The sequence below is a fragment of the Streptomyces sp. E2N166 genome (assembly GCF_003671715.1).
GTDB classification, from domain to species: Bacteria; Actinomycetota; Actinomycetes; order Streptomycetales; family Streptomycetaceae; genus Streptomyces; species Streptomyces thinghirensis.
In genome coordinates this window covers 63,874-77,225 of sequence record NZ_RAIF01000032.1, presented here as the reverse complement: position 1 = coordinate 77,225, position 13,352 = coordinate 63,874, and the positions used below count along the sequence as shown (strand labels likewise).

The window sequence follows — 13,352 nt, the reverse complement described above, 5'->3', positions numbered from 1 at the left end:
GCGCGCTGGACCGGGCGCGCAGCACGAGGGACAGCAGCGCGAGGACCGGCAACAGCAAGACCCCCATGACCCACCCCCTCGTGACACTCCGGGCTGTGCGGGGCCCATGCCTCGCACAGCGGATGTCACGACAACGGACGGCCGGTCACGGAGAGTTCCCGTCGCACACGGAGAGTTGAAGCGGATTCCGACGACCCTCCGCCTTCGCCCCTCGCGGGCCGGCTAGGCCGCCGTCACCATCCATTCGGGCAGCGCCTCGACCCGCCCGGCCCACTCGGCCGGCGGCGCCCCCGCCTTGGCGGCGGCGACGACTCCGCCCGCGATGGCACAGGTCGTGTCCACGTCCCCGCCGACTTGGGCAGTCGTCCAGAAAGCGCGCTCGTAGTCGCCCAGGGCGCGGGCCGCGGACCAGAGGGCGAAGGGAACCGTGTCATGGGCGGTCGTACGTCTGCCGCAGCCCAGTACCGCCGCGACCGTGGCCGCGTCGCCGTAGTCGAGCATGTCCCGGGCGCGGCGGAGGCCGGCGCCGACCGCGCTCTTCGGTACCAGGGCGACGACCCCGTCGAGGAGCGCGTGCGGGGTGGGCGGGCCTGCGGGGTCCGCGGCCAGGGCGGCGGCAGCGGCGACCGCCATGGCGCCGACCACCGCTTCGCGGTGCTGGTGCGTGGGGTAGGCCGAGATCTCCGCCTGATGGGTCGCCTGCTCGGGATCGTCCGCGTACCAGGCGCCCAGCGGGGCGATGCGCATGGCGGCGCCGTTGCCCCAGGACCCCTGGCCGTTGAACAGCGCGGCGGCGAGTTCGCGCCAGTCGCCGCCCTCCCGGACCAGTCGCAGGAGGCGGTTGACCGCGGGACCGTAGCCGCGGTCGAAGTCGTGGTGGTGGGCGAAGGAGAGCGCCAGCGCGTCCTGGTCGATGCGGTGGTGCGTGGCCAGTACGGAGACCACGGAGCAGGCCATTTCCGTGTCGTCCGTCCACTGCCAGGTGCCTGGGGGCAGCTCGCGGAGTTTCAGCAGCGGGTAGTTCGCGGGCACGAAGAACTGTGAGCCCAGCGCGTCCCCCACCGACAGTCCGCGCAGGCTGGACAGGGCCCGGTCCAGGCGCACGTCAGGAGATGAATGAGCGGTCATCGCACTGCCACTCTATCCGGTGATCCCGTACGGTTCCGGATCTCGCCAGCGTTCGAAGGGGCGGTCAAGGGCGTACTTGCCGTCCTCACCGAGAACGAGCATCCGCATCTCGCCGTTCCCGGGGTTCGACAGCGACTCGAATTCCGCGACCGTCCAGTGGAACCACCGCATGCAGAACAGCCGCATGGCCAGACCGTGGGTCACCAGGAGCACGTTCGGCGGATGATCGGGGTCCTCGAAGCTGCGGAACAGGCTCTCCAGGAAACCGCCGACCCGGTCGTACACGTCGGCTCCGGACTCGCCCTGGGCGAAACGGTAGAAGAAATGGCCGTAGGCGTCCCGGTAGGCCTTCTGCAGACGCACGTCGTCCCGGTCCTGCCAGTTGCCCCAGTCCTGCTCACGGAGCCGCGGCTCCTCCCGTACCCGTATGAGTCCCGGGTCGAGGCTGAAGGCACGCAGCGTCTCGTGCGTCCGGCGGTACGGGGAGACGTACACACTGACCCGCTCACCGCCGAACACCTCGCGCAGTCCCTTGCCCGTCTCCTCCGCCTGCGCCCGGCCCTGCTCGGTGAGGGCCAGCGCGTGGTCGGGCTCGCGCTCGTACACGGAGTCATCGACGTTGCCCGTCGACTCGCCGTGGCGGACTAGAACGATGCGCCGTGGTCGTGCCATGCCAGAACCCTAGATCGGGACGGGCGGAAGCAAGCACTCGAACGGGCCCCATACGGCGTACGTCACACAGTTCCCACATCCCGGTCGGCGCACGTCGACACCGGGAGGGTCGGTCCGGATCTCAAACGGTCCATGTGGGTTCCAGTTGCACGATGTCCCCCGTCAGGGCCGCGATGTCGGCCTCCGTCTGGGCGCGAAGCGCGAGCCGCTCCACCCGCTCGGTGCGGTACTTGCCGTGCTCGGCGGCCGACCGCCACATGGACAGCACCAGGTACTCGTTTCCCGGCGCCTCTCCGAACAGCCCGCGGATCATGCCGGGCGAGCCGGCCATCGCGGGGTTCCAGACCTTCTCCTGCATGAGGACGTAGTGCTCGGCCCGCTCTTCGTGGACACGGCAGAGCGCCACCCGCACCAGGTCGGCGTCCGTGAAGCGCGGTTCGAACCCGGTCTTCACATCGAACCGGTAGTCGAAGAGCCTGACCTGGGCGTTCTTGAAGGTGCCCGCCTGGGCAGAGGCAAGCCGGTCGTGCGAGCGGGCCATGAAGGAGTCGTAGAAGGCACGGCTCTCCCAGAAGGCGAAGACGTGCGCCACGTCCGGCCGTCCCCGGCTCCAGCCACCCCCCTGCCCCCGAAAACCCGGCTCCCCCGGAAGCCCCGCCCACTTTCGCTGCCCCCGCTCGAAACCGCGGCGGTCCACCACGGTGCAGCGAATCCACTTGACCAGCACCGCGCCATGGTAAGGCCAGGGAACGTGGCACCGGTCACTCTCCGGAGGACCGCTTGCCCGCAACTGCCTCGCTGTGCGTGGCAGGATGGACAACCGGCCGTCACCGCTCGGCACTTGATGTGGCCGGGCAGGGCGGGGACCTGGGAAGGGGAAGTTCGTGAACGGCCTCAGCAAGGGCATTCGCAAGGTCGAGGTCGCGCTGCGGTGGGACCCGAGTCCGGCGGGGCGGCCACCCGCCGACCTGGACGTCGTCGCCGGTACCTACCTGTCGGACGATCCGTACGGCGATCCCTCCTACGTGGTGCACTACGACAGTCGCTCCCCCGACGGGACCATCTATCTCAACCGGGACAGCCAGGACGGCAAGGGCTTCGGCTTCGACGAGATCATGATGCTGGAACTGGAGCGGCTCGACGCCCGGTACGCGCGCGTGGTGGTGGGCGTCGCGATCCAGCAGCGCACCGCGGACCGGACCTTCGGCGACGTGGCCAACCCGGGCCTGCGTATCCGTGAGGGCTACACCGACCTCGCCACGGACGACTTCGGCGGTGTGCTGGGCGCGACTGCGGCGACGGTCGCGGAGTTCGTCCGGGACGAGACGGGGGCCTGGGAGTTCCGGTCCGGGGTGCACGGCTTCGAGGGCGATCCCGCGACGTTCACACGCGTGATGGGCAGGGCCCGCCGCCCCTGACCTCACCTGCGCGTCGGGCAGGGGCCCGTACGCGCGTCGAGCAGGAGCCGCCAAGAGTAAGGGGCGCCCGCCATTGGCGGGCGCCCCTTACTCACGTGGACCTACGCGTCAGCTGCAACCACTGGTCGAGCCGCAGCCCTCGCAGATGTAGCAGGATCCGGCCCGCTGCATCTTCGTGCCGCAGGAGAAGCACAGCGGTGCGTCGGCCTGGATGCCCAGCTGCATCTCCACCAGCTCGGCGCTGGTGTGCGCCTGCTGCGGAGCGGGCTTGGCCGCCTCGGCCTCGGCCTTCGGGGTGGCGACGGCCTTCAGTTCCTGGGCGCGCGGCGCCGACTGGGCCAGTCCCTCGACGTCGAGCTCGTCGTCGGACGGCTCGTACGAACCCGTCTCCAGGTGACGCTGACGCTCTTCGGCGGAGTGGATGCCGAGCGCGGAGCGCGTCTCGAAGGGCAGGAAGTCGAGCGCCAGGCGGCGGAAGATGTAGTCGACGATCGACTGCGCCATCCGCACGTCCGGGTCGTCCGTCATACCGGCCGGCTCGAAGCGCATGTTGGTGAACTTCGAGACGTACGTCTCCAGCGGCACGCCGTACTGGAGGCCGACGGAGACCGCGATGGAGAAGGCGTCCATCATGCCCGCGAGGGTCGAGCCCTGCTTGGACATCTTCAGGAAGACCTCGCCGAGACCGTCGTCCGGGTAGGAGTTGGCCGTCATGTAGCCCTCGGCGCCGCCGACCGTGAAGGAGGTGGTGATGCCGGGACGACCCTTCGGGAGGCGCTTGCGGACCGGGCGGTACTCGACGATCTTCTCGACCGTCTCGCGGATCGCCGCCTCGGTCTTCTCCGTGACCTCGGCCTTCTCCTTCTCCTTGGTCTTGGCGGAGAGGGGCTGGCCGACCTTGCAGTTGTCGCGGTAGATGGCGAGCGCCTTGACGCCCATCTTCCAGGCCTCGAAGTAGACCTCCTCGACGTCCTCCACGGTCGCCGACTCCGGCAGGTTGACCGTCTTGGAGAGGGCGCCGGAGATCCACGGCTGGATCGCGGCCATCATGCGGACGTGACCCATCGCGGAGATGGAGCGCTCGCCCATGGCGCAGTCGAAGACCTCGTAGTGCTCGTGCTTGAGGCCGGGGGCGTCGATCACATTGCCGTGCTCGGCGATGTGGGCGACGATCGCCTCGATCTGCTCCTCCTGGTAGCCCAGGCGGCGCAGGGCCTGCGGGACGGTGCCGTTGACGATCTGCATCGAGCCGCCGCCGACCAGCTTCTTGAACTTGACCAGGGCGAGGTCGGGCTCGAGGCCGGTGGTGTCGCAGGACATCGCGAGACCGATGGTGCCGGTCGGAGCGATGACGGACGCCTGGGAGTTGCGGAAGCCGTTCTTCTCGCCGAGACGCAGCACGTCCTGCCAGGCCTCGGTGGCGGCGGCCCAGACCGGCGTGTCCAGGTCGTCCATGCGGACGGCCTTGGCGTTCTCGTCGGAGTGCTGCTTCATGACCCGAAGGTGCGGCTGCGCGTTGCGGGCGTAGCCGTCGTACGGGCCGACGATCGCGGCGAGTTCGGCGGAGCGCCGGTACGACGTGCCGGTCATCAGGGAGGTGATGGCGCCGGCCAGGGCGCGGCCGCCGTCGGAGTCGTAGGCGTGGCCGGTCGCCATCAGCAGGGCGCCGAGGTTGGCGTAGCCGATGCCGAGCTGACGGAAGGCGCGGGTGTTCTCGCCGATCTTCTGGGTCGGGAAGTCCGCGAAGCAGATGGAGATGTCCATCGCGGTGATGACGAGCTCGACGACCTTGGCGAAGCGCTCGGCGTCGAAGGACTGGTTGCCCTTGCCGTCGTCCTTCAGGAACTTCATCAGGTTCAGCGAGGCGAGGTTGCAGGACGTGTTGTCCAGGTGCATGTACTCGCTGCAGGGGTTCGAGCCGTTGATCCGGCCGGACTCCGGGCAGGTGTGCCAGTGGTTGATGGTGTCGTCGTACTGGATGCCCGGGTCGGCGCACGCCCACGCGGCCTCGGCCATCTTGCGGAAGAGCGCCTTGGCCTCGACCTCCTCGATGACCTCGCCGGTCATGCGGGACGTCAGGCCGAACTTGCCGCCGTCCTGGACGGCCTTCATGAACGTGTCGTTCACGCGGACCGAGTTGTTGGCGTTCTGGTACTGGACGGACGTGATGTCGTCGCCGCCCAGGTCCATGTCGAAGCCCGCGTCGCGCAGGGCGCGGATCTTCTCCTCCTCCGAGACCTTGGTCTGGATGAAGTCCTCGATGTCGGGGTGGTCGACGTCGAGGATGACCATCTTCGCGGCCCGGCGCGTGGCACCGCCGGACTTGATCGTGCCGGCGGAGGCGTCGGCACCCCGCATGAAGGAGACCGGCCCCGAGGCGTTGCCGCCGGAGGAGAGCAGCTCCTTGGAGGAGCGGATCCGGGAGAGGTTCAGGCCGGCGCCCGAGCCGCCCTTGAAGATCATGCCCTCTTCCTTGTACCAGTCGAGGATCGACTCCATGGAGTCGTCGACGGACAGGATGAAGCAGGCGGAGACCTGCTGCGGCTGGGGCGTGCCGACGTTGAACCAGACGGGGCTGTTGAAGCTGAAGATCTGGTGCAGGAGGGCGTAGGCCAGCTCGTGCTCGAAGATCTCGGCGTCGGCGGGCGAGGCGAAGTACTTGTGGTCCTCGCCGGCCTTCCGGTACGTCTTCACGATGCGGTCGATGAGCTGCTTCAGGCTCACCTCACGCTGCGGGGTACCTACGGCACCCCGGAAGTACTTGCTGGTGACGATGTTGACCGCGTTCACCGACCAGAACGCGGGGAACTCGACGCCACGCTGCTCGAAGTTGACCGAGCCGTCGCGCCAGTTGGTCATGACGACGTCACGACGCTCCCAGGCCACCTCGTCGTAGGGGTGGACGCCGGGAGTGGTGTGGACGCGCTCGACGCGGAGTCCCTTGCCCGCCTTCGTGCCCTTGGCGCGGGTACTCCGTGCCGGACCGCTCGCCGTCTCTGTCATGCCGCCTCCCTGTACGGGCGAAAACGCCCTGAAGTGCCCCGATTGTTCCCGTGGCACGGTGTTCTGTCTTGTGTTGCGGGCGTCTCTCGCACCGCCCGCAACAGGTCTTTGTCACTCGCCGCCGTCCGGCCGGGCCCGGGCGCCGAAGTCCGGGTCCGGCCCGCCGGTCAGTCGGCGGCGCCTGCGGGCTCGGGGACCTGTGCAGCCCCCGCGGATCCGCGGTCGTTCTCCTGGCTCCCCGCGCCGGCGTCGTCGCCGTCTCCGCCGGGACGCCCCGTCGCCTCCCTGAGCTCCACGATCGCGGCCTCGAAGTCCTCGAGCGAGTCGAACGCCCGGTAGACGGAGGCGAATCGCAGATAAGCGACGAGGTCCAGCTCCTGCAGCGGGCCGAGTATGGCCAGCCCCACGTCGTGGGTGGTCAGCTCGGCGCTTCCGGTGGCCCGCACCGCCTCCTCGACCCGCTGGCCGAGCTGGGCGAGCGCGTCCTCGGTGACGGGCCGGCCCTGACAGGCCTTGCGCACACCGTTGATGATCTTGGTGCGGCTGAACGGTTCGGTGACCCCGGACCGCTTCACCACCATGAGCGAGCACGTCTCCACGGTCGTGAAACGACGGGAGCAGTCAGGGCACTGGCGGCGCCTGCGGATCGACGTGCCGTCGTCGGTCGTACGACTGTCGACGACGCGGCTGTCGGGGTGCCTGCAGAAGGGGCAGTGCATGAACTCCGAACCCTCCTCACAGCAGACTCAATAGCCCCGAAAGGCCCTTCAGGCCCCTCGAAGCAGCCCCCAGCATAGGCGATCGCGGCAGGCCCGAAGACCCGGGGGACCACAACTTGTGGGCTGCCGCCGCAATCCAACCACTAGATGTGGGGATTGGCTCATACATACACGCCCTGCACGCGTGTCGCTCCGGTACGTGCAGGTGCCGTACGGCCGAGGCGGCACGACCGACGCGCGCACGCACGGCCGTATCGCCCGGGCGCATGCGGAGATACCGTGGGCACCGCGAGGAGGGGGCGTGGGACTACCGCACAGATGAGGGGACCCACGCCATCGAACGGGATGCCGGATGGCAGACTGGAGCGACCTCCCCGAGGTTGTCACCACGGCGGTGAAGAGTACAGCAATGGGCCCTTTTGTCCGCGAGGCACCGCGATAGCCATACACCCAGAAACACATTCCGGGCGAGCGATTCGCGATTTTTCACTCGAACGTGTGTTTGGCGCAACCTTTCGAAAGCTACTACCGTTGTGCAGCAGGGAGACCATCGAGAGGGGCCGACGTGACCACCACCGCCGACAGTGCCACCATCACTGCCCAGGACCGCCCCCAGGGCCGACCTGAGCCGGTGCACGCGATGAGCGACGCCACGAATCCCGAGGGGCACAAGCGCTCCCTGCCAGGCCGACCTCCTGGCATCCGGGCCGACAGCTCGGGACTCACCGACCGCCAACGCCGGGTGATCGAGGTCATCCGCGACTCCGTGCAACGGCGCGGATACCCGCCGTCGATGCGGGAGATCGGCCAGGCCGTCGGCCTCTCCAGCACCTCCTCCGTCGCGCACCAGCTGATGGCACTGGAGCGCAAGGGCTTCCTGCGCCGCGATCCGCACCGCCCGCGCGCCTATGAGGTGCGCGGCTCCGACCAGGCCGCCTCCGTGCAGCCCACGGACACCGCGGGCAAGCCGGCCGCGTCGTACGTCCCGCTCGTCGGGCGCATCGCCGCCGGTGGCCCGATCCTCGCCGAGGAGTCCGTCGAGGACGTCTTCCCCCTGCCGCGGCAGCTGGTCGGTGACGGCGAGCTGTTCGTCCTGAAGGTCGTCGGCGACTCGATGATCGAGGCCGCCATCTGCGACGGCGACTGGGTCACGGTCCGCCGCCAGCCGGTCGCCGAGAACGGCGACATCGTGGCCGCGATGCTCGAGGGCGAGGCCACCGTGAAGCGCTTCAAGCGCGAGGACGGCCACGTCTGGCTCCTCCCGCACAACTCGGCGTACGAGCCGATCCCCGGTGACGACGCGACCATCCTCGGCAAGGTGGTGGCCGTACTGCGCCGCGTCTGAGCGCCACGGCGGGCGGGTACGCCACGACGGCGACCCGCCGACCCGACCGGGCCCCGGAACCTCTGCGCCGGTTCCGGGGCCCCGCGCTGTGCGGGGTCGGGCCGTGGTGTCCAGCCGAGCTCCCGGCCGGGCGCCCGGTGGGAAACCCCGGGCTCAGTCGCCGTCCGTCTCTTTCGCCGCTTCCGTCTGCCGCGCCTTCGCGTCGATCGCGGCCAGCGACTTGCGGACCTGGTTGCGGTCGGTGGTGAACCAGAAGTCGGGCAGTGACGCCTTCAGATAGCTTCCGTACCGGGCCGTCGCCAGTCGCTGGTCCAGTACGGCGACCACGCCTCGGTCGCCCGACGCCCGTACGAGGCGGCCCGCGCCCTGGGCCATCAGCAGCGCGGCGTGCGTGGCGGCGACCGCCATGAAGCCGTTGCCGCCGGCCTCCTCCACCGCCTTCTGGCGGGCGCTCATCAGAGGGTCGTCCGGGCGCGGAAACGGGATCTTGTCCATGACGACCAGCTGGCAGCTCGGACCGGGGACGTCGACGCCCTGCCAGAGCGACAGCGTGCCGAAGAGGCAGGTCCTCGGGTCGGCGGCGAAGTTCTTGATCAGCTCGCCGAGTGTCTCCTCGCCCTGGAGCAGGATCGGGTACTCCGGGATGCGGGAGCGCAGTTCCTCGGCGGCCAGCTGGGCCGCCCGCATCGAGGAGAACAGCCCCAGCGTGCGGCCGCCGGCCGCCTGGATCAGCTCCGTGAGCTCGTCGAGCATGTCGCCGCGGTCGCCGTCCCGCGCGGGGCGCGCCAGATGCTTGGCGACGTACAGGATGCCCTGCTTGCGGTAGTCGAACGGCGATCCCACGTCGACGCCCTTCCACTGGGGCACGTCGTCGCCCTCGGTGCCCTCCGGGGCGAGGCCCAGGGAGGCCCCGACACCGTTGAAGTCGCCGCCCAGCTTGAGGGTCGCGGAGGTCAGGACGACCGAGCGGTCCGTGAAGAGCTTCTCTCGCAGCAGACCCGCGACGGACATGGGAGCGACCCGCAGCGAGGCGCCACTGGGCCGATATGCGGCTCCGCCGCGGGGCTCGTGCCGCTCGTACCAGACGACGTCCCACTCGGAGCCGTTCGTGATCCGCTCCGACACGTCGTGCACGGACTCCACCGAGGCCAGCGCCTGCTTGCGGACGGCGTCCTCGTCCTGCACCGACTTGTCGCGGGTCGCCCCGATCGCGGAGATGACCGTACGGCAGGCGTCGCGCAGTGCCATGAGCGCGTAGCCGAGATCCTCCGGGACCTCCTCCAGGCGCCCCGGCAGTGCCAGTTCCATCAGCCGCTCGAAGCCCTCGGCCGCGGTCTGGAGCTGGTCGGCGGCCTTCTCGTTGACGAGCTTCGCGGCCCGCCGCACCGCCCGGTTGACCTGGCCGGGGGTGAGCTCGCCGGTGGCGACGCCGGTGACCCGGGAGACCAGCTCGTGCGCCTCGTCGACGATCAGCACCTCGTGCTGCGGCAACACCGGAGCGCCCTCGATGGCGTCGATGGCGAGTAGGGCGTGGTTGGTGACGACGACCTCGGAGAGCTTGGCGCGCTCCCGGGCCATCTCGGCGAAGCACTCGGCTCCGTACGCGCACTTCGAGGCGCCCAGGCACTCCCGGGACGACACCGACACCTGCGACCATGCCCGGTCGGACACACCGGGCGTGAGGTCGTCGCGGTCTCCGGTCTCGGTCCCGTCCGCCCAGTCGCGCATCCGCAGCAGGTCCTGGCCCAGCTTGCTGGTGGGGGCGGCGGCCTCGAACTGGTCGAAGAGGCCCTCCTCCTCGTCCTGCGGGACTCCCTCGTGGAGCCGGTGCAGGCACAGGTAGTTCGACCTGCCCTTGAGCATCGCGAACTCCGGCCGGCGGCGCAGCTGCGGGTGGAGCGCGTCGACCGTGCGGGGCAGGTCCCGCTCGACCAGCTGGCGCTGCAGGGCCAGGGTCGCGGTGGCCACGACGACCCGCTCCCCGTGCGCCAGCGCGGGCACCAGATAGCCCAGCGACTTGCCGGTGCCGGTGCCGGCCTGGACCAGCAGATGGGAGCCGCCGTCGATGGCTTCCTCGACGGCTTCGGCCATGGCCACCTGGCCGGGACGCTCCGTGCCGCCGACGGCGGTGACGGCGGCGTGCAGGAGTTCGGGGAGTGAGGGCTTCGTCATAGCGCGACCACCCTACGGCCCGGCACTGACAAACGGACGGGCGAGGCGGGCGCGAGGGACGGCAGGGGCGGGACGGATCGCTGGGAGTGCGGGGTCAAGGGTGGGCTCCTGGGCGGGCGGGGCGCCGGTCGGCGAGTGGAGGCGGCACTGATCGGGCCGTCGGAACCGGCCGCACGACGCTACGGCAGCGCGTGCGGCGTCCGGTCCCGGATCATGAGGGCGGCTCGCTTGGCGGGCAGGTCGACCTCGGCGGCGAACCGGAATCCGGCGCCGAGGAACGCGGCGACGGAGGCCGTGTTGCGGACGTCGGGTTCGGCGAGCACACGGGTGCAGGCGGGCCGCCTCGCGAGGACGAGGTCGGTGACGGTCCTGATCAGGGTGGTCCCGATGCCCTGCCCGCGGTCGGTGACATCGCCGATCAGCAGGTGGAGACCGGTGTCGTGCGGCCGGACGGGACAGTACCGGGCCAGCGGGTCCAGGTCGGCCCGGTAGATCTCCCAGTAGCTCATCGGCAGCCCCTCCAGCATGCCGACGCAGGGGACGCTGCGTCCGTCACCCGCGAGCTGCGCCCGTACGTGCTCCTCGGTCACGTTCCGCGGTCCGGTCAGCTCCCAGAACGCGGCGACGGCGGGGTCGTTCATCCAGCGGGTGATGGTCGGGACGTCCCGGTCGACACGGACGGGCACCAGCTGGAACACGCCCGCGGGTGTGGCGGCCGGACCCCAGTCGGCGACACGGTCGAGCAGGTCGTCGCCGGCCCGCCTCGTCTCCGTCCCGGCCGGGGCCTCCCCCTGCTTGCCATGCCCGAAGAGGGCGACGAATTCCTCGGGCAGGTGCAGGTCCAGGGTGTCGTCGGCGCTCGCATCGGTGGAAGCCACGGTGTCGCTCTCTCGGGAGTCGGAAGGGGGCTGGAGGAGGGCTGGGAGGGCGTCGGAGAGTAGGTCGGTGAAGGGTCGGCGGTGGCTCAGGCGCGCAGCGGGTTGGTGATGGTGACGTAGGCGGACTGGGTGTCCACCGGGCCGACGAGTTCGTCCAGGCCGCGCAGCCGGGTCAGCAGGTTGGCCTTGCAGCGCAGTACGGGCGAGTCGAGGAGCTGCGCGGGCAGCGGGCTGTGCAGCGGGGCGGGGCCCGACGCGAGATCGCGCAGGAAACGGCGGAAGGCCGCGAGCAGCAGCCGTTCGTCGGCGAGGTCCTGGGAACCGAAGGCGCCGACGAGGCCGAACACGTTGTTGATGGCGAGGTAGTACGCGAAGCGCTCGTCGGTGACCTCGTCGGAGACGAACGTGTCACTGTGCTCGCCGATGCCGGGCAACCGGGCGTCGAGTTCCGCGCGCCGGGACTCACGGAAGTAGTAGCCCTGGTTGTCGCGGTAGCGGCCGCCGGCGGGCCAGCCGTCGGCGTCCAGCAGGAGGAGGGTGTTCTGCTGGTGCGCCTCCAGGGCGATTCCGGCGTGGGCGTCCAGCCACAGGACTGGGCGTACGACGTGATGGAGGTAGCGCAGGAACCACTCGGCGGCGACGGCTTGGCGGAGACGACCGGTCCGCCCGGCGAGTCGGGTGACGACCTGGGCCAGCCGGGAGCGCGGGACGTCGGCGGCGGGCCGGCCGGAGCCGTTCGCCCGCCCCCGCGGCCGGGGCGCGACGAGGCCGGCGACGCAGGAGACGTCGTCCGTGGGCCGGAAGGGGTTGTGCCGGATGACGACGTCGAGCCCTCGCACCGGCTCCCCGTCCGGTCCGTCGACGGCGACCCAGCCCGGGTCGCGGACGATGTCGAAGTCCGGGTGGACGGCCTGCCACCGACGGGACACTCCAGTGCGCAGCAGGCGGTGGACCTCGACTCCGCGGTGGAGTTCCTTGCGGAGGTTCTCCCGGCGGGAGTTGGTGATGTGCAGGGCCAGCGAGAGCTTGAGCATGGCGGGGGCGCCGGTTCGGTAGACGGTTCGGAGCGAGGAGGTGGGATGCCAGGGGGCGCCCCGGGTGCCGAGATCCCTGAGCAGCCCCGCGTCCAGCAGGGCCGCGGTCTCCGGTCGGTGCCTTACCTCGCGGTACTGCCAGGGGTGCAGTGGGAGGACCGCGTAGCCGTCCGGCGGCGCCGGCCCGTCCCCTGCGAGGCGGGCGGTGAGCAGGGGCGCGGTGACCGGACGACCGCGCTCGGTCCAGGCCGAGTCGGTGGCGAGTACGGAGGGGGCGACGGCCACCCAGTGCAGGCGGAAGGAGCCGCGCACTTCGGGTGAGTACCGCCGTGTCTCCGCCTCCGTGAGCCCTTCTCGGCTCTTGGGTGTGGGGTGCAGTGGATGCCCGAGGAGCAGCGCCTGCTCGGCGGCGAGGAAGAGGTCGGGACCGTCATCGGGACCGCCGCCGGGGCGGCCGTCGGGGCCGTCGGGGCCGTCGGGGCCGTCGGAGGGGCGGTCTTCCCGGCGGTCGCGGAGGAAGACGGCGGTACGGCGGACGGAGTCGGCGACACGCGCCACGAGGTCGGTCCCGTCGGGGCCCGGGTCGCCGGCCGTCTCCCGTACGAGCAGCGCGGCGACCGTCACGGCGTCGGCAGGTGGCGCCGAGGCGGGGGCGCCGGCCAGGCGCGGGAGGCCGAAGCGGTGCCGTCCCGTCGGCGACCAGTAGTGGACGGGGACGGCCAGGGCGGTTCCGCTGGCCGGCAGCGGCACGTGGAGGACACCGCTCGCGGGTGCGGTCGCGTCGGTTTCGCGCGCCCAGCAACGCAAGAGGTTCTCCACGGTCGCGGCCTGGGCCCCGGTGCACGGGTCCGTGTGGTCCAGGACATCGGCGGTGATCGGGGGCGCGGTCGCGGGAAGCGCGGCGAGGGCCGGTACGGACGCGGGGGCAGCGGCGGGGGCCGCCGGTCCCGGTCCGACGGCGACGACGGGAACCGCTCCCGGAC

Annotated in this window: 10 protein-coding genes; 2 read left to right on the top strand and 8 right to left on the bottom strand. The window is 70.7% G+C overall.

The window, feature by feature from the left end; all coding sequences use genetic code 11:
* Nucleotides 1-222 precede the first annotated feature (222 nt).
* The 3 genes from EBH09_RS27430 to EBH09_RS27420 form a co-directional block, all read right to left on the bottom strand.
* Complete coding sequence (locus EBH09_RS27430; protein ID WP_121749628.1) at nt 223-1,128, bottom strand: ADP-ribosylglycohydrolase family protein; 906 nt, start codon at nt 1,126-1,128, stop codon at nt 223-225.
* Between the two features lie 12 nt (nt 1,129-1,140).
* Nucleotides 1,141-1,800 (bottom strand): histidine phosphatase family protein, encoded by a 660-nt coding sequence (locus tag EBH09_RS27425; RefSeq protein ID WP_121749627.1) that lies wholly within the window; start codon nt 1,798-1,800, stop codon nt 1,141-1,143.
* Between the two features lie 121 nt (nt 1,801-1,921).
* Nucleotides 1,922-2,527: a YdbC family protein gene (locus EBH09_RS27420; protein ID WP_121749626.1), complete on the bottom strand. Its 606-nt coding sequence runs from the start codon at nt 2,525-2,527 to the stop codon at nt 1,922-1,924.
* A gap of 157 nt (nt 2,528-2,684) precedes the next feature.
* On the opposite strand from EBH09_RS27420, the gene EBH09_RS27415 reads away from it, so the two are divergent.
* Entirely contained in the window at nt 2,685-3,218 is a 534-nt protein-coding gene (locus EBH09_RS27415; protein WP_121749625.1) for a TerD family protein, read from the top strand.
* 108 nt (nt 3,219-3,326) lie between these two features.
* On the opposite strand, the gene EBH09_RS27410 is transcribed toward EBH09_RS27415, so the two are convergent.
* Both EBH09_RS27410 and nrdR read right to left on the bottom strand, forming a co-directional pair.
* Complete coding sequence (locus tag EBH09_RS27410; protein ID WP_121749624.1) at nt 3,327-6,221, bottom strand: vitamin B12-dependent ribonucleotide reductase; 2,895 nt, start codon at nt 6,219-6,221, stop codon at nt 3,327-3,329.
* 167 nt (nt 6,222-6,388) lie between these two features.
* Nucleotides 6,389-6,940: a transcriptional regulator NrdR gene (nrdR, locus tag EBH09_RS27405; RefSeq protein WP_121749623.1), complete on the bottom strand. Its 552-nt coding sequence runs from the start codon at nt 6,938-6,940 to the stop codon at nt 6,389-6,391.
* 565 nt (nt 6,941-7,505) lie between these two features.
* On the opposite strand from nrdR, the gene lexA reads away from it, so the two are divergent.
* Nucleotides 7,506-8,285, top strand: a complete 780-nt coding sequence (lexA, locus tag EBH09_RS27400; protein WP_121749622.1) for a transcriptional repressor LexA — start codon at nt 7,506-7,508, stop codon at nt 8,283-8,285.
* Nucleotides 8,286-8,438: 153 nt separating this feature from the next.
* Here the strand turns inward: lexA and EBH09_RS27395 are convergent, their stop codons facing one another.
* From EBH09_RS27395 to EBH09_RS27385, 3 genes are all read right to left on the bottom strand, one after another.
* Nucleotides 8,439-10,457, bottom strand: a complete 2,019-nt coding sequence (locus tag EBH09_RS27395; protein WP_121749621.1) for an ATP-dependent DNA helicase — start codon at nt 10,455-10,457, stop codon at nt 8,439-8,441.
* A gap of 179 nt (nt 10,458-10,636) precedes the next feature.
* Nucleotides 10,637-11,335 carry a GNAT family N-acetyltransferase gene (locus tag EBH09_RS27390; RefSeq protein WP_121749620.1) on the bottom strand — a complete coding sequence of 233 codons (699 nt, stop codon included), beginning with the start codon at nt 11,333-11,335 and terminating at the stop codon, nt 10,637-10,639.
* Nucleotides 11,336-11,421: 86 nt separating this feature from the next.
* On the bottom strand, nt 11,422-13,245 hold the full coding sequence (locus tag EBH09_RS27385; protein WP_121749619.1) for an IucA/IucC family protein: 1,824 nt from the start codon (nt 13,243-13,245) through the stop codon (nt 11,422-11,424).
* Between the last annotated feature and the right edge of the window lie 107 nt (nt 13,246-13,352).

Coding starts and splice junctions, on each gene's coding strand:
- EBH09_RS27430 (WP_121749628.1), bottom strand. CDS start 1,128: ATGACCGCTCATTCATCTCCTGACGTGCGCCTGGACCGGGCCCTGTCC.
- EBH09_RS27425 (WP_121749627.1), bottom strand. CDS start 1,800: ATGGCACGACCACGGCGCATCGTTCTAGTCCGCCACGGCGAGTCGACG.
- nrdR (WP_121749623.1), bottom strand. CDS start 6,940: ATGCACTGCCCCTTCTGCAGGCACCCCGACAGCCGCGTCGTCGACAGT.
- EBH09_RS27410 (WP_121749624.1), bottom strand. CDS start 6,221: ATGACAGAGACGGCGAGCGGTCCGGCACGGAGTACCCGCGCCAAGGGC.
- EBH09_RS27395 (WP_121749621.1), bottom strand. CDS start 10,457: ATGACGAAGCCCTCACTCCCCGAACTCCTGCACGCCGCCGTCACCGCC.